The sequence below is a fragment of the Actinoalloteichus caeruleus genome (genome assembly GCF_049311605.1).
Taxonomy (GTDB): Bacteria; Actinomycetota; Actinomycetes; order Mycobacteriales; family Pseudonocardiaceae; genus Actinoalloteichus_B; species Actinoalloteichus_B caeruleus.
Map to the genome: position 1 here is coordinate 3,781,792 of NZ_CP186005.1, position 20,319 is coordinate 3,802,110.

General features: G+C 72.9%; 16 protein-coding genes. 6 read left to right on the top strand and 10 right to left on the bottom strand.

Annotated features, from left to right (window positions below; all coding sequences use genetic code 11):
• Positions 1-23 precede the first annotated feature (23 nt).
• The 4 genes from lnt to ACOJVX_RS15095 form a co-directional block, all read right to left on the bottom strand.
• Positions 24-1,745, bottom strand: a complete 1,722-nt coding sequence (gene lnt, locus ACOJVX_RS15080) for an apolipoprotein N-acyltransferase (protein ID WP_422646868.1) — start codon at positions 1,743-1,745, stop codon at positions 24-26.
• 75 nt (positions 1,746-1,820) lie between these two features.
• Positions 1,821-2,450 carry a DUF1707 SHOCT-like domain-containing protein gene (locus ACOJVX_RS15085; protein WP_026419780.1) on the bottom strand — a complete coding sequence of 210 codons (630 nt, stop codon included), beginning with the start codon at positions 2,448-2,450 and terminating at the stop codon, positions 1,821-1,823.
• A gap of 191 nt (positions 2,451-2,641) precedes the next feature.
• Positions 2,642-4,288 carry an amidohydrolase gene (locus tag ACOJVX_RS15090; RefSeq protein ID WP_422646869.1) on the bottom strand — a complete coding sequence of 549 codons (1,647 nt, stop codon included), beginning with the start codon at positions 4,286-4,288 and terminating at the stop codon, positions 2,642-2,644.
• A gap of 79 nt (positions 4,289-4,367) precedes the next feature.
• Positions 4,368-4,901 (bottom strand): FxsA family protein, encoded by a 534-nt coding sequence (locus ACOJVX_RS15095; RefSeq protein ID WP_051314193.1) that lies wholly within the window; start codon positions 4,899-4,901, stop codon positions 4,368-4,370.
• Positions 4,902-5,093: 192 nt separating this feature from the next.
• On the opposite strand from ACOJVX_RS15095, the gene ACOJVX_RS15100 reads away from it, so the two are divergent.
• The 5 genes from ACOJVX_RS15100 to ACOJVX_RS15120 all read left to right on the top strand — a co-directional run bounded on the left by ACOJVX_RS15100 (position 5,094) and on the right by ACOJVX_RS15120 (position 11,828).
• On the top strand, positions 5,094-6,527 hold the full coding sequence (locus ACOJVX_RS15100; RefSeq protein WP_418154640.1) for a KamA family radical SAM protein: 1,434 nt from the start codon (positions 5,094-5,096) through the stop codon (positions 6,525-6,527).
• Positions 6,528-6,635: 108 nt separating this feature from the next.
• Positions 6,636-9,269: a hypothetical protein gene (locus ACOJVX_RS15105; RefSeq protein WP_418154641.1), complete on the top strand. Its 2,634-nt coding sequence runs from the start codon at positions 6,636-6,638 to the stop codon at positions 9,267-9,269.
• The gene (locus ACOJVX_RS15110) at positions 9,262-9,984 is read left to right on the top strand and encodes an ABC transporter ATP-binding protein (protein WP_103056561.1); all 723 of its coding nucleotides are present in this window, start codon (positions 9,262-9,264) and stop codon (positions 9,982-9,984) included. The genes ACOJVX_RS15105 and ACOJVX_RS15110 overlap by 8 nt, the downstream gene beginning before the upstream one ends.
• Positions 9,981-10,700 (top strand): ABC transporter ATP-binding protein, encoded by a 720-nt coding sequence (locus tag ACOJVX_RS15115; protein WP_026419784.1) that lies wholly within the window; start codon positions 9,981-9,983, stop codon positions 10,698-10,700. Before ACOJVX_RS15110 ends, ACOJVX_RS15115 begins: the two co-directional genes overlap by 4 nt.
• Before the next feature lie 54 nt (positions 10,701-10,754).
• Positions 10,755-11,828, top strand: a complete 1,074-nt coding sequence (locus tag ACOJVX_RS15120; protein WP_026419785.1) for a GDSL-type esterase/lipase family protein — start codon at positions 10,755-10,757, stop codon at positions 11,826-11,828.
• A 134-nt stretch (positions 11,829-11,962) separates the two neighbouring features.
• On the opposite strand, the gene ACOJVX_RS15125 is transcribed toward ACOJVX_RS15120, so the two are convergent.
• Positions 11,963-12,415, bottom strand: coding sequence for an Lrp/AsnC family transcriptional regulator (locus ACOJVX_RS15125; protein ID WP_016697474.1), 453 nt, complete (start codon positions 12,413-12,415; stop codon positions 11,963-11,965).
• On the bottom strand, positions 12,412-13,566 hold the full coding sequence (locus ACOJVX_RS15130) for a M24 family metallopeptidase (protein WP_026419786.1): 1,155 nt from the start codon (positions 13,564-13,566) through the stop codon (positions 12,412-12,414). Before ACOJVX_RS15130 ends, ACOJVX_RS15125 begins: the two co-directional genes overlap by 4 nt.
• Positions 13,567-13,730: 164 nt before the next feature.
• Here ACOJVX_RS15130 and ACOJVX_RS15135 point away from each other — a divergent pair, with 164 nt between their 5' ends.
• Positions 13,731-14,678: a 5'-3' exonuclease gene (locus ACOJVX_RS15135; RefSeq protein WP_103056560.1), complete on the top strand. Its 948-nt coding sequence runs from the start codon at positions 13,731-13,733 to the stop codon at positions 14,676-14,678.
• Positions 14,679-14,736: 58 nt separating this feature from the next.
• On the opposite strand, the gene ACOJVX_RS15140 is transcribed toward ACOJVX_RS15135, so the two are convergent.
• The 4 genes from ACOJVX_RS15140 to ACOJVX_RS15155 form a co-directional block, all read right to left on the bottom strand.
• Positions 14,737-15,114, bottom strand: coding sequence for a phage holin family protein (locus ACOJVX_RS15140; RefSeq protein ID WP_026419788.1), 378 nt, complete (start codon positions 15,112-15,114; stop codon positions 14,737-14,739).
• Positions 15,115-15,272: 158 nt separating this feature from the next.
• Positions 15,273-16,484, bottom strand: a complete 1,212-nt coding sequence (locus ACOJVX_RS15145) for a GNAT family N-acetyltransferase (protein WP_026419789.1) — start codon at positions 16,482-16,484, stop codon at positions 15,273-15,275.
• A gap of 161 nt (positions 16,485-16,645) precedes the next feature.
• Positions 16,646-17,326 carry a DUF4333 domain-containing protein gene (locus ACOJVX_RS15150; RefSeq protein ID WP_030105313.1) on the bottom strand — a complete coding sequence of 227 codons (681 nt, stop codon included), beginning with the start codon at positions 17,324-17,326 and terminating at the stop codon, positions 16,646-16,648.
• Between the two features lie 191 nt (positions 17,327-17,517).
• Positions 17,518-20,301, bottom strand: coding sequence for a DEAD/DEAH box helicase (locus ACOJVX_RS15155; RefSeq protein ID WP_026419791.1), 2,784 nt, complete (start codon positions 20,299-20,301; stop codon positions 17,518-17,520).
• Positions 20,302-20,319 lie beyond the last annotated feature (18 nt).

A 20,319-nucleotide genomic window follows, 5' to 3' on the forward strand; every position in this document is an offset into this window, starting at 1 on the left:
CGGCAACGTCGTGTGCTTCGCGGTCAGCCGTCCGACTGCCCGGCGTCGGACCGCGCGGTCGCGGCGGACGACGGCGCGGCGGCGGACTCCGGGGCGGGACGCACGCCTCGCGCGCGACGTCCCAGGACGGCGACCCATCCCAGTGCGGCCAGGGCGGTCGCCACCAGCGCCCACTCCGGAATCGCACCGAGACGGGTCGCTAGCGTAGTGGTCGACCGTAGCGGCACCTCCTCGACCAGCGCCGTCGAGGTGAACATCTCACTTCGCTGGACCACGCGGCCATCCGGCATGATGATCGCGCTCACACCACTGGTGGCCGGCAGCAGCACCGCCCGGTCGTGCTCCACCGCCCGTACCCGCGACATCGCCAGTTGCTGGTCGGTCATCTCGGTGAACCCGAAGGTGGCGTTGTTGCTGGGAACGGCCAGGATCTGCGCTCCGCTCCCGACGGTGCTCGTGACCCGGTCGTCGAAGGCGATCTCCCAGCAGGTCGCGACGCCGACGGAGGCCGGCCCCATCGCGAAGGACACGGCCTCGTCCCCCGGTTGGAACTCCCGCTGGACCCGGTCGACGTCCTCGCTGAACAGGCGCACGAACCAGCGCATCGGCATCCGCTCGCCGAACGGCTGGATCTCCCGCTTCCGGTACGAGTCGACCGGCCCCTGCCCGGGGAGCCAGAGCAGGGCGGTGTTGTGCAGGTCCCCCACGCTCGGGGCCTCCTGCGTTCCGACGAGCGTCGGCGCCCCGACCGCCGAGACCGCCGCCTCGATGATCTGGTAGGCGTCGGCGTTGCGCACCGGGTCGATGTCGGAGGCGTTCTCCGGCCACACGACGAGATCGGGTTGGGCCGTTCGTCCCGCCGCCACGTCCTCGGCGAGCAACCGGGTCCGCTCGGCGTGGTTGTCCAGCACCGCCCGACGTTGGCTGACGAAGTCCAGGCCCATCCGGGGGACGTTGCCCTGGATGACGGCGGCCGTCACCGTGCCGTCGGCGGGAGCGGCACCGGCGAACGCGCCGGCCACCCCGCCGGCCAACGGGGGGAGCGCGGCCAGGGCCACGAGGGGGGCGGCGCGCCGGGCGAGGGGCGCGGCCGACCGGGGAGCCGGAACGGTGCCGTCGCCCCGCCGGGTCCGGCGAGCGGCGAGGTGGGTGGCGCCGAGCCTCAGCAGGCCCCCGAGCCCGAAACCGCAGAGGACGACGGCGAACCCGAGGAAGGCGGTTCCCCCGAGTGAGACCAGGGGGAGGAACACCCCCTCCGGCTGCCCGAAGGCCACCTTCCCCCACGGGAACCCGCCGAAGGGGATGCGGGAGCGCAACGCCTCACCGGCGACCCACAACGCGGCGGCCCACAGGGGCGCGGCGGGTAGCCGGGACACCAGGGCGATCCCGGCGCCGGCGAGCCCCACGAACAGCGCCTGCAGGAGTGCGAGCACCACCCACGCGAGGACACCGACGTCGACGTACTCGCCGATCCAGGTGAGCAGGGGCAGGAAAAAGCCGAGCCCGAAGACCAGGCCGTACCCGGCGCCCGCACGGGCGGTACGCCCGGACACGACGGCGAAGAGGACCGCGAAGGCGATCGGCGCGAGCCACCACAGGTCCCGGGGCGGGAACCCCGCGTACCAGACGGCCCCGGCGCCCGCCACGGCCAGCAACCGCGCCACCAACCCCGGCACGGGTGACCGGCGGTCCTGGCGAGGGGAACGCCCGGGAACGTCCGGCGCGTCGAGGGCTTCAGACACCACCCGGACAGCCTACGGACGGGAGGCCGCCGGCCGTCGGGGCGGTCGGTCGGGTGCGGGAGGACCCGCGCCGGCCGGTCACTTCTTTTTCTTCTTCTCCTTGGGGTTCTTGATCTCGTTGCCGCCCATGAAGGAGTAGGAGCGGATGCGCACGGTCGGAGAATGCGGGTGCACGGCGGACTCGTCGATCTTGATGTCGGTGCCACCCATCAGGTTGAACCCGCCCTCGTGCTCGACCCGGACCCCCTTCGGCACGACCACGGTGTGGCCGCCCATGATCGAGACGAGCACGAGCTCCACCACGGGCGCGTCCAGCTGGGCGTCGCGCATGTCGATCTCGTCCCCACCCATCAGGGCGAAGAAGCCCTGACGGCGGCGGACACGCCACCGCCCCTTGATGGAGTCGCCACCCATGATCGCCATCCGCCACTTGCGCTTGCCCTCGGGCTGGTCGACCTCGGTACCGGGAGCGGCGACCGGCACCGGGGACGGACCGCCCTCGCCCATCACGGAGCGGGCGACCGGCAGGTCCGCGATGAGGACGTCGAGCTCACCGCGAGTGGTGGCCGCGTAGGCCTGTCCCACCCGTTCGGTGTACTCGTCCAGGGTGATGCGTCCTTCACCGACGGCGTCGTTGAGCAGGCTGGCGATGTCGTTGCGTTCCTTGTCCGAGACGCGGATCTCGGGCGTCCGATCGGGGCCGTCCATGGTTGGTGAGCTTACGGCGTGCTCACCGTCCACCGTGCGCCCTCATCCGAGACACCGCACTCCTCGCTCGGTCGGGTGGTCCATCACCCGGTTGACGGAGGCCGGAGGACGGGGTTCGACGGGCACCACGCCCGACCTCGGGGCGGCGGGACCGGTGTCCGGCCGGTGCCGCGAGGCGGCCTGTCGAACCGCTACCCGACCGCGTCCAGCGTCGCGTCCCCGGCCGATTCGTGGTCGTAGATCACCTGTCCCCGCAGGACCGTGCGCAGGCACCGGGGCAGTTCGGCCTCCGCGTCGAGCCGAGGCAGCCTCGGGACCCGCGACCGGGGGTCGGTCGACCAGCGGGCGACCCGGGAGTCGGTGGCGGGACCGACGAGCTCACCCGCCTCCCAGACGGCGTAGGTGGCCGGCGCCCCGGGTACCAGCGTGCCGAGGAGGTCGTCGGCCTGCCCGGCCGCCCGCCAGCCCCCCCGCGTGTGCGCGGTGAACGCCGCCCGGGGGGAGATGCCGGAGCCAGGGGTGCGGTGGTGGACCGCGGCCCGCACCGCCGACCAGGGGTCCACCGGGGTGACCGGCGTGTCGGAGCCGAACGCGAGGGTCACCCCGGCCGCCGCGAGCATCGCGAAGGGGTTGAGGCCGGCGGCGCGCTCCGCGCCCAGCCGCGCCGCGTACATGCCCTCCGAGCCGCCCCAGGCGGCGTCGAAGTTCGGCTGCATGGAGGCCACCACGCCCCACCGGGCCAGTTGGGCAGCCTGGTGGGCGTCCACCATCTCGAGGTGTTCGAGCCGGTGCCGTCCGGCCACGAGCGCGGGCAACCCGAGGACGTCCTCCGCCAACTCGAACCCCCGGACGACCGCGCTGGTCGCGGCGTCCCCGATGACGTGGAATCCGGCCTGGAGCCCGTGCCTGCTGCACGCGACGAGATGCCTGGCGATCTGGTCGGCGTCGAGGTAGCTCAGCCCGTTGTGCTCCGCGTCCGCGTACCGGGAGTGGAGGTGCGCGGTCCTGGAGCCGAGGGCGCCGTCGACGAAGAGGTCCCCGGCGAGGCCGGCCGCGCCGAGTTCCCGTGCGGCGCCCAGCCCGTCCAGCTCGCCCCAGTAGCCGACCAGGTCGGGCAGGTCGGGTTCCAGCGACAGGCCCAGGAGTTCGGTGAGGTCGGCCGGGGAGGAGATGTCGGGGCCCGCGCACTCGTGGACCGCGGCGATCCCCCGGGACGCGGCGTGCCGGAGGAACGCCAGCTGGGCGCGGTGCCGCTGCGCGGGGGTGAGGCTGTCCTGCGCCACCCGGCGGACCAGGTGGTGCGCCTCGGTCGTCAGCGGGCCGGTGGGGTGGTAGCCGGGGCTGGTGCGTGCCGAGGGGGCCGCGTCGAGCATCGCGGTCGAGACCAGCGCCGAGTGCACGTCGATCCGGGAGAGGTACACCGGCGCGCCGGCGCAGGCGGCATCGATCTCCGCTCGGCTCGGCACGCGGCGCTCCGGCCAGGACGTCTCGTCCCAGCCGTGCCCCCAGATCACCTCACCGGGGTGGTCGGCCCGGTAGCGGGCGAGCGCGTCGAGCACCTCGGGGAGAGAACGGCAGCCGGTGAGGTCGAGCCCTTGGAGCAGCAGCCCGGTGGCGGTGGCGTGCACGTGCGCGTCGACGAAGGCCGGGGCCACGAACGCGCCCGCCAGGTCGATGATCTCGGCGTCGTCCCCGTACAGGGCCATCGCCGCCGCGTCGTGGCCCACCCAGACGACGGTGTCGTCGACGATCGCCATCGCGGTCGCGTCCGGGCTGGCGGGTGAGTGGATGCGTCCGCCGCGCAGCAGGGTGGTGGGGCGGTGGTACGTGGGGGTCACGGGTGCAGTCTGCCGGGTGGCGGTGGGCCGCTTGTCCCGGCTCCCGTCCCGAAGTGGCCGACATCGCCCCCGAGGGGTGTCAGGTGGCGCCACCGGGCAGTTCCCGGGGGTCCTGCGGCGGGTCCTCGCCGGGCCGTCGTGGGGACTCGGGTCCACCAGCCCCACCCGCGGGGCGTGCCCGCCCGTGCGAGTCGTCGACGTCGACGACCTCGCCCTCGACCACTCCTTCCGAGGCGCCGTGGTGGCCGGTGCGGCTGGCGAACCGCACAGCGTTCTGGGCGAAACGGACACGGCGCGAGAGCAGTCGGCGACGGAAGACGGCCCGCACCGGCGGCAGGAGCAGCACCAGGCCGAGGAACGAGGTCAGCAGGCCCGGGACGAGCAGCATGATCGCGGCGAGGATGGCTGTGGCGCTCGCACCGCCCTCCGGTGGCGCCTTGCGGCGGACGGCCTCCTGGACGGCGGTGACCGCCTTGGTGCTCTCGTGGCGCAGGAGCAGCCCGCCACCAATGCTGCCGGCCACGACGAGCAGCAGCGTGGGCAGCACGCCGATGGCGTTGCCCACCAGGATCAGGGTGGCGATTTCGAGGATGGCCAGGAGCAGGAAAGGCACGGGCTGGGCACTCCCCACACGAGTCGGTTACACGGCTGTCTCGACAACGGACAGGAGGGCCGTAATGCTCCCGACACCTCGCGGACCTCGGTCTCACACCAGCCTAACGCACCCACAGAACGCGAAATATTTCCCGAGTTGACCGGGTGTGTAAGGATGTTTTTACGGTCGAACCGATTCTGGAGGCCAAGTATGACTGTCCAGGAAGCCATCGCCCGCCAGCGCGACGATCTTGGGAAAGGCCGGGGCGACACCGACGGCCACCTCGGAGAGGGTGGCCGGGCCGAACAGCCCTACGAGTACGTGCGGCGGGAATTGGTTGAGCCCGACTGGCGACGCTTCCCCGGCTGGCGGGACGTCACGGCCGAGCAGTGGCGGGACGCCCAGTGGCAACGGGTCAACTGCGTGCGCAACATCCGCCAGCTGCGCCGGGTGGTGGGCGACCTGCTGACCGAGCGCTTCTACGAGGACCTCGACGCGGACCACCGCGAGATGGCGACCATGTCCATGCTCCTCCCACCGCAGATGCTCAACACGATGGCGCGGGAGGACCCCACCGATCCCGAGGCCTTCACCGACGCCTTCCTGGCCGACCCGGTGCGCCGCTACATGCTTCCCGTGCGCTCGGACCGCCACCCCGTGTGGCCGAGCCACCCGCACTCCTCCAGGGACTCCCTGCACGAGGCGGAGATGTGGGTGGTCGAGGGGCTCACCCACCGGTACCCCACCAAGGTCCTCGCCGAGATGCTGTCCACCTGCCCGCAGTACTGCGGGCACTGCACGCGGATGGACCTGGTCGGCAACTCCACTCCCCAGGTGGACAAACTCAGGCTGGGGCTCAAGCCCGTCGACCGGCAGGACCGGATGATCCAGTACCTGCGGGAGACCCCGGGTGTCCGCGACGTGGTGGTCTCCGGCGGAGACGTCGCCAACATGCCGTGGCACCAGCTGGAGAGCTTCCTCATGCGGCTGCTGGAGATCGAGACCGTCCGGGACGTGCGGCTCGCGAGCAAGGCGCTGGCGGGGCTTCCCCAGCACTGGCTCCAGCCGAAGGTCGTGGAAGGGCTGGAGCGGGTCGCAAGGACGGCGGCGCGGCGGGGTGTCAACCTGGCCATCCACACCCACGTCAACCACGTGAACTCCGTGACCCCGCTCGTCGCGGAGGCAGCCAGGACGGCACTCGCCGTGGGGGTGCGGGACGTCCGCAACCAGGGCGTGCTGATGCGGGGCGTGAACGACAGCGCGGAGGCGCTGCTCGACCTGTGCTTCGCCCTCCAGGGCGAAGCCGGCGTGCTCCCCTACTACTTCTACATGTGCGACATGATCCCCAACGCCGAGCACTGGCGGCTGGCGGTGTGGGAGGCGCAGCGCCTCCAGCACGCCATCATGGGTTACCTGCCCGGTTACGCCACCCCGAGGCTGATCTGCGATGTGCCCTACGTCGGGAAGCGGTGGGTGCACCAGCTCGCCGAGTACGACCACGAGCACGGGGTGTCCTACTGGACGAAGAACTACCGGACCGGCATCGAGGCGGAGGATCCGGACGCCCTCACCAGGCGTTACCCGTACTACGACCCGATCTACACGCTCGACGAGCGGGGACAGCGGTGGTGGGCCGACCAGTGACCCCGGCCCGGGCCCCGTCGCCGGCACGACCTTCCCCCGCGTTACGAAGGGATGACCTTTTCGCGGTAATCCCTACTCGCACGGAGTAACGTATGTCACTCTGCGCGCGTGAAGCTGCCGTGGAGACGGGCGCCCCTGGTGGCGTGGGGACAACCGTCGAGCCTCCTGGTCGCCCTGTTCGCGGGCCTGGTCCTGGCGTTCGTGGCGACCGCCGCCGTGCTGCACGTGTCCAGCGTGCGCACGGCGGCCGTCGACTACAACGTGAGCCGGTTCTGCCCCCACCTGCGAGGCCCCGCCGTCGAGCTGGTCCCGATGCGCTTCGACGGGAGCGTCGAGGCCGCCTCACTGGCCCAACGGTCGGCGGCCGACCACGGGTTCGACGACGGTGTGGTCGCCGGCCTGTACAGCGGCGTCCTCATGCTGGACTTCGGCGAGTCCTCCGGTCGGGCGAAGCTCGCCTACCGCGACGGTCTCGCCGAGCAGGTGACGGTGGTGCGCGGCGGCGGCACGGACGGGCTCTGGATCCCCGAATCGCTGGCCGAGCTCACCGGCGCGGACCTCGGCGACCGGCCCCGGCAGGCCGGGCTCGGCGAGCTGCCACCGGTCACCGCCGTCTACGAGGACCTGGAGCGGACCGGGGAGGGCTACTGGTGCAGCGAGGAGAAGCTCGTCGTCCCCGGCCCGATGGACAGCGAGTGGCAGAGCGCTCCTCCCGTCCTCGTGCCGGACCGGGACGTGCTCTCCTCCCTCCAACCGCCGCCGGCCGTCGTCGACGAACTGGCGGTCCAGTGGGAGGACGTCTCCCACGCGACCTTCACCACGACGCTGCGGTTCCCGGTCGACGCCCCCTCGACCCCCGAGGAGGCGGCCGCGCTCCACGACCGGTCACGGGCGGTGGTCGACGACCTCTCCGCCGAGCTGGCCCGTGAGGACTTCGTCAGCAGGGGCGTCTACCTCGAGCGTTCGCTCCAGTTGGCCGACGAGTCCAGCCGCACCGTCACCCTGGCGGTGCTTCCCCTGACCGTGGTCAGCCTCCTGGTGGGTCTGGCGGGCATGGCCGCCGTGGCGGTCCAGTGGCTCCAGCGCCGCACGAGGGAGGCCAGGCTGCTCTGGACGCACGGGGCCTCCCCCCTCGCCCTCGGCACCAGGGCGCTGCTGGAACTCGGACTCCCCGTCCTGGTAGGTTCGGCCGCCGGCCTGGCCCTGGCCACCCTCGCGCGCGGCCTGTACGCACCGTCGCTCGTGCTGCGGGACGGAGTCCTCGTCGACGCGGCGCTCGCCGTCGGGGGGCTGGTCGTCGCATCGCTCGCGGTGCTGGTCGCCACGGTCGCGGTCCGCGCGCACCAGCTCTTCCAGACCGCCCCTCGGGCCCGTTCGCGGGCGGTGAGCCGGCTGCGGCTGGTCCCGTGGGAGCTCGCCACCGGGGCCCTCGCCGTGTGGTCCGGTCTCCGGCTCGCCGAGGGGGCGCTGACGGTCGAGTCCGGTGAGGTGCTGCCCCGCGTCGACCCGGTGGCGCTGGCGTTCCCGCTGCTGGTGGTGGTCACGCTCGCCGGTCTGACCGCTCGGGGCCTCGGGTGGTCGTTGGTCCGCTCCCACCGGCTCAGCGCCTGGCGGCGCCCGGCGTTCCAGTTCGGGATACGCCGGCTGGCGGCCTCCGGCGGGACGGCCGTGGGGGTCACCGCCCTCGCGTTGCTCGCCGTGGGGGTGCTCGCCGTGGGCGGGGGCATCGTCGGTGCCCAGCGGGACGCATTCGACGCCAAGTCCGGTGTGCTCGTCGGCGGTGAGAGCGCGGTGGACGTGGGCAACACCACCGTCAACGCCGACCAGGCGGTACCCGCCTCCATCGCCGAGCGGAGCACCCTGGTCGGTCGCAGCACGACCTCGATCGCCGACCCATCGCGCGAGGTCACGGTCCTCGTCGTCGAGCCGGACACCTTCCACCGGGGAGGCTGGCTGGGTGACCGGCGCATCGCCTCCGCCGTGGACGAGGCCCTGTCGGCGTTGCGCGCAGGGGAAGCGGACCGAGGACCCGGCGACGCCGCCGTGCCCGCCGTCCGCGTGGCCGGCGCGCCCGGGGGTGACCAGCTGCGGGCGGGCAGCGGCCTGGTGCTGAGCACCGTGGGCGAGGTCACCGGGTTCCCCGGGGTCACCTCCCCCACCTACGTGGTCGCCCGGGACACCGTCCCGAGCGGGTTCCGGGTGAACACCTGGACCGTGCTGTCGGCGCTGCCCGCCGCCGAGGTCGTCGACCGCATCCAGGCCGGGGGCGGGTGGACCATCCAGTCCGTGGAGCGGACCTCGTCCCTGGACGGCCTGCCGTTCCTCACCATGGAGTGGACGTTCGGGTTCATCACCGTGCTCGGCACCGTGCTCGCCGTGCTGGCCATCACCTCCCTGCTGCTGGCGATCGAGGTGCGGCGCCGTCAGAACGCGCTGTCCGGCGCGCTGTCCCTCCGGATGGGGGTCCGGCCGAGGACGCTCGTCGCCAGCTACCTGGTGGAACTGGGCACGATCGGCGGTCTCGCGGCCCTGGTCGGCGCCGCCGTCGGGTGGGGCGCGGCCCAACTCGCCGCGAGCCAGCTCGACCCGGCGCCCCGCCTGGTGCCGGTTCCGGCGGCGCCCGTCCCCGTGCTGTTCCTGTCCGTCCTCCTGGTCGCCACCCTCGCGGTGGTGGGTGCGGCCACCTGGCTGGCCGTGCGCGCGGTGCGCACCGCCCGAGTGGGAGAGCTGATCCGTGAGTGAGCAGATGACGACGCCGGCGCCCTCAGGGGAGGGACCCGCGCTCCGCCTGCGGGGCGTGGACGTCTCCTACTCCACGCAGCTGACCCGGGTTCCCGTCCTCAGCGGCGTCGACCTGGCCGTCTCCCGAGGCGAGTTCGTGATCCTCGCCGGCCCCTCGGGTTCGGGGAAATCCACCCTGTTGCGGGTGCTGGCCCTGGTGTCCCGCCCGGCGGCGGGTTCGGTCCACGTCCTCGGGCGCGACGTCACCCGGGCCGGCAACGCCGAGCTCCGCCGTCTCCGTTCCAGGCAGGTCACCCTCGTCTACCAGAACCCCGGCGACAACCTCTTCGACTACCTCAGCGTGGCGGAGAACCTGCGGGCGCGGGCGCAGCTCGCCGGCCGGGAGGACCCCGGGCCCGCCCTGCTGGAACGGATGGGACTCGGCGGGACCGGCTCCTGGCCCACGCAGGCGCTCTCCGGTGGCCAGCAGCAGCGGCTCGCGCTCGCCTGCGCGGTGGGAGCGGGCGCGGACGTCGTCCTCGCCGACGAACCCACCTCCCAGCTCGACCACCGCTCCGCGGAGCTGGTGGTGGAGACGCTGACCCAACTGCACGGGCTCGGGGTCACCCTGGTGGTGGCCTCCCACGACCCGAGGCTGCTCGAACTGGGGCCCCGGGTCGTGCGCATCCGCGACGGCCACCTCCACTCGGGGGCCGCGAAGGAGGGAACGACATGACGGTGGCGGAGGCACGGCTCCGGGTACGGGGCCTGGGACGGGGCTTCAACCAGGGCGGCGGCCGGATCGAGGTCCTCGACGGTCTCGACCTCGACGTCGCCGCGGGGGAGGTCGTGACGGTGTCCGGCCCCTCCGGCTCGGGCAAGAGCACCCTCTTCACCCTGCTGGCCGCCTTCGACAGACCGGACTCCGGTTCCGTCGAGGTGTTGGGGGACGAGGTCACCCCGCTGACACCGTGGACCAGCCTCGCGGTGCTCCCGCAGACGATGGGGCTGTCGGAGGAGTTGACGCTGGCGGAGAACGTCGCGCTGCCGCTTCGGATGCTCACCACGCGCACTCCCGAGGAGGTGGCGGACCGGGTGGACTCGCTGCTGGGAGGCCTGGGCGTGGCCGCCCTGGCCGACAGGTACCCGCTCCAGGTGTCGTTCGGCCAGCGGCAGCGGGTCGCCCTGGCACGGGCGCTCGCGGTGCGTCCGGCGGTGCTGTTGGCCGACGAGCCCACCGCCCACCTGGATCACGCGAGCCTGTCCACTGTGCTCGTCGCGCTGCGAGCGGCGGCGGACGAGGGCACCGCCGTGCTCGTGGCGACCCACGACGACGAGGTGCACGCGGTGGCGGACCGCTGCCTGGTGCTCTCCGAGGGACGTCTCGTCCCCGGTCTCGTCGGGGCGGACGGGCTCGTCCCGGCCCCGGCCGGGAGGGTGGAGACCGGATGAGTGGGCTCCTTATTTCCTCCCGAACCGGACGGAAGGGCACATAAACTGTCCAGGATGCGCCCGCCCGCCCCGTTCCGCCCGGTGTCCCTGTTCCTCGTCCTGCTGATGATCGCCCTCCCCCTGCTGCTGGTCGTGTCCGACCGGCCGCTCCCGGTGCTGCCGGAACCGCCCTGGGACGCGCCGGGAGTCGTCGTCGCCCTCGGCGACTCCACGATGTCCGGTGAGGGCGCGGGCGACTACGCACCCGGCACCGACGGCGAGGACGACAACTGGTGTCACCGGTCCAGCCACGCCACCGTGCACCAGCTGCGGGTGCCCGGCGTGGACCGCACGGTGAACCTCGCGTGCTCCGGCGCCCGCGCCGAACACGTGGGGCTGGGCGACGCCGTGCACAACACGGAGGGTTCCCAGGCGGAACAGCTCCGGGAACTGGCCGGCGAGTACCGGGTCGCCGCGATCGTCGTGGCGGTCGGCGCCAACGACGACCCGCGCTTCTCGGACGTGCTCGGGCACTGCGTGCGCGCCTGGTTCGAGCAGGACGGCGGTCACTGCGGCGAGACCCTGTCCCCGAGTTGGGAGGACAGGGTCGCCGAGATGGCGCCGAAGGTGCGCTCCGCGCTCGCCGACATCAGGGAGGTCATGCGGGAGCACGGCTATCCGGACGCCAGCTACGAACTCGTGCTCCAGTCCTACGCCTCCCCGATCGGCACCAGGGTCATCCCGGGTCTGCGGGGCCTCGCCGGCTGCCCCTTCCGGGAGAGCGACACCAGCTGGATGCAGCGGGACGCGGTGCGCGCCCTGTCCGACGGCCTGGCCGAGGTGGCCCGGCAGGCGCGGGTCCGGTTCCTCGACCTCTCCCAGGCCGGCCTCGACCGCGAGGCCTGTTCCCGGGACGACGGCGAGGAGTGGTTCACCCGGCTCACGATCGACTGGGACGGCCTCGGGGACGACCACCGGGCTCCGCACGCCATCCAGGAGTCATTCCACCCCAACGCCGAGGGGCACGCCGAGTTCGGGCGCTGCCTGACCGACTTCCTGGCCGACGGCGCCCGGTCCGCGGCCTGCGTCGCAGGACCCGACGGTCGGCTCACGGTGGTGCCCGACGACCGGGTGATCGACGACCGCTGAGCGGCCGGCCCCGCTCCCCGGGCCGACCTCGAGGCGCGGCGGCCATCCTTCCCACCCCGAGGATCTCGCCCCCGGAGACCCCGGCCCCATCCGTGTCGGGATGGGGCCGGGACGGTGGCCGCCCACGGGAGGGATCAGACCGCGGGCGGTCGGTTCTCGAAGGGCGTCGACAGCACCACGGTGGTGCGGGTCGCGACCTTCGCCGCCTCGCGGATCTGGCGCAGCAGGTCCTCGAGCCCGACCGGTGAGGCGACCCTGACCCGCAGGATGTACGACTCCTCCCCCGCCACCGAGTAGCACGACTCGATCTGCGGCAGGTGTTGGAGGCGCTGCGGGTAGTCGTCGGGAGCGGCCGGGTCGATGGGGGTGAGCGAGATGAAGGCGGTCAGCGGCAGGCCGACCTGCTCGCCGTCCAACCGCGCCGAGTACCCCCGCAGCACCCCCCGTTGTTCCAGCCGGCGCACCCGCTGGTGCACGGCGGACACGCTCAGCCCCACCCGGTCCGCGAGATCGGTGAAGCTGCACCGGCCGTTCGACGCGAGCTCGCGGAGGATGGACCTGTCGATGGGTTCCAGTTGGGCGCTCACGTCGAGAGCACCGTCAACGCCCGGGGTCCGGTGTTCAGCCGGCGCACCCCGGTCTCGGTCACCACGACGATGTCCTCGATCCTGGCGCCCCACCTGCCGGGGAAGTAGATCCCCGGCTCCACGCTGAAGGTCGTGCCCGGTTCGAGCACGTCGCCGTTGCCCCCGACGATGTAGGGCTCCTCGTGGACGTCCAGGCCGATGCCGTGGCCGGTGCGGTGCACGAAGAACTCGCCGTAGCCGGCGGCGCTGATCACCTCACGGGCCGCCGCGTCGACCGACTCCGCGGTGACCCCCGGCCGCACGGCGTCGACGGCGGCACGCTGGGCGCGCTCCAGCACCGCGTACACCTCGCGCACGTCGGCGTCGGCTGGCTCGCCGACCGCGTAGGTGCGGGTGCAGTCCGAGTTGTACCCGGCCGGGGTCGGGCCCCCGATGTCGACGACCACCACGTCGCCGGGCTGGATCACCCGGTCCGAGAGCTCGTGGTGCGGGCTGGCGCCGTTGGGACCGGAACCCACGATCACGAACTCCGCCTCGGCGTGCCCCTCGGCGACGATGGCGGCGGCGATGTCCGCGCCCACCTCCGCCTCGCTCCGCCCGGGGCGAAGCCACTCGGCCATCCTGGCGTGCACCCGGTCGATGGCCGCGCCGGCCTCGGCGAGGGCCTCGATCTCCTCGGGGGACTTGCGCATCCTGATCTGGCGGATGACCGCTCCGGCGAGGACCTGCTCGACGCCCGGCGCGGCGGCCCGCAGCCCGAGCACGTGTTGCGCCGTCATCGAGTCACCGACGGCGAGCCGGGCCGGGGCGCCCGCCCTGGTCACGAGCTCCAGGACCAGGTCGTACGGGCTCTCGCCGTCGAACCACGTCACCAGGTCCAGGCCGAGGGCCGTGGTGTCGAGTGCGGCGAACCCCGGCTCCTCCAGCTTGGGGGTCACCAGGGCGGGGCGTCGTCCTGGGGCCGAGGGGACGACGAGCGCCGTCAGCCGCTCGAACGATCCGCTGTCGATTCCGAGGAGGTACCGGAGGTCGGAGCCTGGCGCGACGAGCAGCGCGTCCACGTCGGCGTGCCGCGCGGCCTCGGCCACGCGCGAGAGGCGGTCCCTGAACAGCCGCGGTTCGGTCAGGGGAGACGATGAGGGCGAGACCATGGCCGACAGCGTAGCGACGCGCCGGGGGCGGCGGGGAGGACGACCGACCGGTCCGGTCACGCTCGGCGGTCCGTCACACCGGGCGGCTAGGGTGGCCCTGTCACGAAGGCGACGGGCCACCACCCTGGTTCCGCCCGGTCCCGTTCGGCGGTGAGGAGTTCGCGGTGTCCGGTAGTCGGCTCGTCGACGGTCCACTCGTGTTGTTGGACTCCGCCAGCCTGTGGTTCCGGTCGTTCCACGCCCTGCCGGAGTCCCTGACCGCGCCAGACGGCACCCCGGTCAACGCCGTCCGTGGGTTCACCGACACCGTCGCCCGCATCCTCACCGACCGGCGGCCCCGGCGCTTCGTGGCGTGCCTCGACGCCGACTGGCGGCCGGCGTTCCGCGTGGAGGCCCTCCCCTCGTACAAGACGCACCGCGTCGCGGAGGGCTCCTCGGACGCGGAGGAGGTGCCGGACACGCTGGCGCCGCAGGTCGAGATCATCCTCGACGTCCTGGCCGCCGCCGGACTGGCGACGAGCCAGTCGGCCGGGCACGAGGCCGACGATGTCATCGGCACCTGGGCCGCCGGCGAACGCGCCGACCCGGTGGAGATCGTCACGGGAGACCGCGACCTCTTCCAACTCGTCCGTACCGAACCCACGCCGACGGGCGTGCTCTACCTCGGACGCGGCTGGGCGAAGGCCGAACTCTTCGGCCCCTCGGAGATCGCCGAGCGCTACCAGCTCCCGGTCGAGATCGCGGGACCGGCCTACGAGGCCATGTCGGTGCTGCGCGGCGACCCCTCCGACGGCCTGCCCGGTGTTCCCGGGATCGGCGAGAAGACCGCCGCCCGGCTCATCTCCACGTTCGGCACCGTCGAGGAGCTGCAGGCGGCGGCCGGCGCCGGGGACTCCCGCGTCCCACCCCGGGCCAGGGCCGCGTTGGTCGACGCCGGGGACTACCTCGCCCGCGCCACCCGCGTGGTGCGGGTCGTGCGGGACGCTCCGCTGCTGACCGACCGCGACTCCGCCGTCCCGGACAGCCCTTCCGACCCCGAGCGGCTGGTGGAACTCGGGCGGCGGTGGGGGCTGCGCCGGTCGGTGGATCGGCTGGCGGCCGCGCTCCGGTAGCCCCGGGACCGCCCCGCACCCGGGGCGGTCGCTGCCCGGAGTTCGGTGTCGGGGGCGTTCAGGACTTGATGACCTTCCTGGTGACGCTGTACAGCACGGCGGACACGATGGACACGATGAGCCCGGCGAGCACCGCCGACCAGAAGTTCGAGACCGAGAAGGGCAGTCCGAACTGCTGCGCGATCCAACTGGCGAACATGAAGAGGAGGCCGTTCACCACCAGGCCGATCAGGCCGAACGTGAGCAGGTAGAACAGGCACCCCACCGTCTTCGCGACCGGCTTGAGCACCGCGTTGACCAGACCGACGATGACCGCCACCACCAACAGCGTCCCCAGCCGCGCCCCGGTGGTCCCGCCCTCCAGTTGCACGCCGGGGAGCAGGGTCGTCGCCCACACCGCGACGGCGGTGATCAGGACGTGCAGGATCAGGACCACCGTGACGCACCCCGTTCTCGGCTCGGCTCCGCGACCCCCCGGCCGCGATCGTCTTCGCGGCTACCGTAGCCGACGCCGCGGGGCAGCTGCCGGGAGTTCCCGGACGGAGCCCCGACCGACGCCCGACCCGGTGAGCGGCGACCTCCCACCCGGGCCGGTCAGAAGTAGGTACCGCACCAGGGGGTCTCCTCGGCCCCCAACAGCACGTCCGCCCTCGCGAGCGCGGCGCCGTCCAGCACCTCCACGAGGCCAGCGGTGGCGAGCACCGAGACACGGACATCCCCCTGGTACAGGGCGGCGAGGGCCGCCGAGGAGAGCCGGAGGTCCGGGTCGGCGTCCGTGCGGGCGGCTCCCTCGGCCGTCACCCGGTAGCAGCCGGAGTTGTCCGGCAGCAGGGAGTCACGCACCTCGAGGACGACCGGCTCGGCGTTCCCGTACGACCGGGCCGCCAGCGCTGCCGGCACGTCGGTGAGACGCAGCCACGTCGCGTCCTCGATCCCCTTGGTGCGCACCGCCCGGGGGTCGCCGACCCACCACTCCAGGGGCTCGTCCACGGGTGCGGTGTGCATCTCGACCGTGCCCACCAGGTCAGTCGTCAGGAGGAAGCGCCACAGCCGCCGCCGCACCGCCGGCTCCGGCGCGTGCAGGTCGTGGATGGTGAGGACGGCGCCGTCGAAGCCCGCATCGTCCGGGACCTTCACCTCGTACAGCACGTAGCCGTCCCGGTGGCCGGCGGAGCCGGTGTGGACGGCTCCCCGCAGGTTCCGGCCGTCCTTCAGGGGCATCTCCACCCTGGGCACCCACCACTCGGCCGGGCGACTGATCATGCCGGTCCGGTACGGACCGAAACCGGCGTAGATCTCGGGGGGCGCAGTGGCCAGCTGGTCGGTCCGGAGCAGCCGGACCGTGCCCTCCCCACCGAGGTCACCGATCCGGGCCCGGTCCGCCCGCACCTGGACCGAACGGCTCCGGTCCGCGACGCCGTAGCCGAAGCGACCGTAGATGGCGGTCTCGCTGGCCCGCAGGGTCGCCGTCGGCTCGCCCCGCCGGGCCGCGTCGGTGAGCTGGGTGCGCATCAGCTCGGTGAGGATGCCGCGCCGGGTGTGGTCGGCGCGCACCGCCACCCTGCTGACCGCCGCCATCGGCACTTCCGCGCCACCGGGGACCCGTAACAGGGCACCGAACGAGCTCGCCGTCCCCACGTACTCACCCTCGTCGAGGACTCCCCAGGTCCGCCCGGTCTGGTAGGAGCGGGCCGCGAGTTCCCACTTCTCGTCGGAGGAGACCGGCGCGTGCAGCGCCGTACGGAACAGCTCGTTGGTCTCCCGGATCCGGCTGACGGGAACGGGCTCGACGTCAAAGCGGGTCATGGGGCGATCCTGCCCGGGGCGAGCCCGGGACGCGACGTGTTTTTCCCCTCGGTCCGCCCCCGACCACCGCGACGGCCCGCACCGGCGGATGCCCGGGCGACGGCTCGGCGTCGGAGCCGGTGGGACCCCGCCGCCGGCCGCGCCCGCCGGGGCACCGGAGATCAGGAGGGCTGGACGACCTCGTAGTCGCCGTCCTCGTTCTTCACCTGGATGTCGACCTGCACGGGGTTCCCGCCGATGGTCGCCTCGCACTGGAAGCTGTGGCCGGCCTCCAGGGGTTGGTCACTGGGACAACTCACCCCCGACACGTCGCCGATGCCCCACGTGTCGGTGAGGATCCGCTGGACCTCGCCGGCCATGGCGTCGGAGTCGAAGACCTTGGAGTTGAACCAGCCCGGCCAGACGAACCCGAGGACGGCGACCCCGCCCAGCACCACGGCGATCCCGCCGCTGACGATCCAGGGCAGTGCGGACTTCTTGTTCTGCCCGGGGGGCGGGTAACCGCCGTACTGCTGCCCGTACTGCCCGTACTGCTGGCCGTACTGTTGCTGCTGCGGGTACTGCTGCCCGTACTGCCCGTAGGCCCCCTGCTGGGACGGGTCGCCGTAGCCGGGTTGCTGGCCGTACTGCCCGTAACCCTGCTGTGCCGCCGGGTCACCGTACCCGGGCTGCGCCCCGTACTGCTGCTGGCCGTACTGCCCGTAACCGGGTTGCTGGCCGTACTGCCCGTAACCGGCCGACTGTTCCGGCGTCCCACCGGCGGGGGTTCCCGGGTAGCCCTGGGGCTGCCCCCACTGTTGGTGCGGGTCGTTGCCCCCGGACGGTCCGTACGGGCTGGTCATGTTGGCCTCCGGCGTGAGCGTGCGTGTTCGTGGGCGCGCCGGCTTCGGGACACCGGAACCGGTGGACGCCGATCAAACCATAGCTCCCATCAGGTCTTCTTCGGGTGGTGGTAGCTCAGCTTGTGACACCGGACCGCCGAGGGACCCGGTCACGGACCGGAGTGCCCCGGAGGTCACCCCGGGGAGTGGGCTCACACCGAACCCATGGCGACGACACCTCGTCGCACGGCACGGACCGCCCTCCCCGCCGCCGCCCCGACCGGGTTCCCGGCGCCCACGACGTCCCGCAACTGGTCCAGGAGGTCCACCACCTGCCGGCACCACCGCACGAAGTCGCCGGCGGAGAGTTCCTGCCCCGCCGACGCGGCGGCGGTCAGGACGCGTTCGAGCGACTCACCCCGCGCCCACCGGAACACCGGCCAGGCGAACCCCGGGTCGGGTTCCCGGGTCCGGTCCAACCGGTGCTGGCGTTCCCGGTCCTCGACCTCGGCCCAGATCTGGCTGGTACGGGTCAGGGCCTCGGTGATGGGACCGGCGGGCAGCGGGCCGACCACGGCTCCCTCCCGGCGGGACTCGTACACCAGCGCGGAGACGACGGCGGCGAGCTCCGCCGGTTCGAGGTCCCGCCAGATGTCCCGGCGCAGGCACTCGGCGGCCAGCAGGTCGGACTCGCTGTAGAGGCGGGAGAGCCGACGGCCGTGTTCGGTGAGCCGTTCCTCCGCCCCGTCGCCGTCGAGGTACCCCAGCGCGCGCAACAACGAGCGGATCCGGTCGAAGGTGCGCACCAACGAGTGGGTGGTGCCGGCGACCTTCCCCCGCAGCTGGTGGACCTCCCGGCTCAGCCGCTCGTGGCGTTCGGCCCACCGGGCGTGGTCCTCCCGCTGGTCGCAGCCGTGGCAGGGATGGGCCCGCAGGGCACGGCGCAGCGCGTTGAGCTCGTCATCGTCGTCTACACCCGCCCGACGCCGGCTCCGGGGTGGGACGTCGATGCCCGTGTTGCGGATGGTGGAGGCCAGGTCACGCCGCGAACGGGGCGAGCGCACGTCCACGTGCTTGGGCAGTCGGAGCCGGCCGAGGGCCTCGACCGGCGCGGGGAAGTCGGCCACGGAGAGCCGCCCGGCCCACCTGTCCTCGGTCACCACGAGGGGCCGGGGCTCGTTGATCGGGCTGAGCCCGGGGTCCACCACGACCGCGAGTCCGGAGCGGCGCCCCGAGGGCACCGCGATGACGTCACCCTTGCGCAGCCGTTCGAGTGAGGCGGCCGCGGCGGCCCGGCGGCTGGCGGTGTTCTGCCGTGCCAGCGCCTTCTCCCGCGCGGAGATCTTGCGCCTCAGGTCGAAGTACTCGCCGAAATCGCCCAGGTGGCAGGTGGCCGATTCCCGGTACCCCGCCAGCGCCTCCTCCGACCGCTCGATCTTGCGGGACAGCCCCACCACCGACCGGTCTGCCTGGAACTGGGCGAAGGACTGTTCGAGCAGTTCGCGCGCGGCCGGCGTGCCCACGCGGTGGACGAGGTTCACGGCCATGTTGTAGGCGGGCCGGAAGGACGAGCGCAGGGGGTAGGTCCGCGTCGAGGCCAGCCCTCCCACCTGCCGTGGATCCATCCCCGGCTGCCAGACGACGACCGCGTGCCCCTCGACGTCGATCCCCCGCCGCCCGGCGCGACCGGTCAGCTGCGTGTACTCACCGGGCGTGAGGTCGGCGTGCGTCTCACCGTTGAACTTGACGAGCTTCTCCAGCACCACCGTCCTGGCGGGCATGTTGATGCCCAGCGCGAGGGTCTCGGTGGCGAAGACCGCCCGCACCAGGCCCCGGACGAACAGCTCCTCCACGGTCTCCTTGAAGGCCGGCAGCAGGCCGGCGTGGTGGCTGGCGATCCCGCGCTCCAGCGCCTCCCGCCATTCCCAGAAGCCCAGCACGCCCAGGTCGGTGTCCGGCAGGTCCGCCGTCTTCAGGTCGACGATCCGCCGGATCTCCTCGGCCTCGTCCTCCGAGGTCAACCGCAGGCCCGAGCGCACGCACTGCCCGACGGCCGCGTCGCAACCGGCCCGGCTGAAGACGAACAGGATCGCCGGCAGGAGGGCGGCGTCGTCGAGCCGGCGCACGATCTCCGGCCGCCCCGGGGGGCGGTACCGGCTCTCCGGTGGCCGCTGGGCGTCCCGTCCCCGGTCCCGGGGGCCCCGGCGCGGGCGGCGGAGTGGGAACTCGAGTCGGTCCACCCTCTCCAACTGCTGCAGCAGCCGGGGGTTGACCCGGAGTTCGCCACCGGACTCGCCGCCGAAGAGGTCCAGCAGCCGGTTGCCCACCATCATGTGCTGCCACAGCGGCACCGGGCGGTGCTCGTCGACGACGACCGTGGTGTCTCCCCGGACCTCCACCAGCCACTCACCGAACTCCTCGGCGTTGCTGACCGTGGCGGACAGCGAGACGAGGCGGACGTGTTCCGGCAGGTGCAGGATGACCTCCTCCCACACCGCGCCCCGGAAGCGGTCCGCGAGGTAGTGGACCTCGTCCATCACGACGTAGTCGAGGCCCTCGAGGGTGGTGGAACCCGCGTACAGCATGTTCCGCAGCACCTCGGTCGTCATCACCACCACGGGAGCGTCGCCGTTGATGGCGGTGTCCCCGGTGAGCAGGCCCACGCGGTCCGGGCCGTACCGAGCGGTGAGGTCGGCGTACTTCTGGTTGGACAACGCCTTGATCGGCGTCGTGTAGAAGCACTTGCGGCCCTCGCCCAACGCCAGGTGCACCGCGAACTCCCCCACCACGGTCTTGCCGGCCCCGGTGGGCGCGCACACCAGGACACCGTGCCCCACCTCCAGGGCCTGGCAGGCGGTTCGCTGGAACGGGTCGAGCTCGAAGGAGAGCTCACCCAGGAAGTCGGTGAGCTTGGGATGCGCCGCACGCTGGCGCGCGGCGGCGTACCGCTGCGCGGGGTCGAGCGGGGCGTGCTGGGATGCGGGGCGTCGGGCCACGCTCCCAGGCTTTCACAT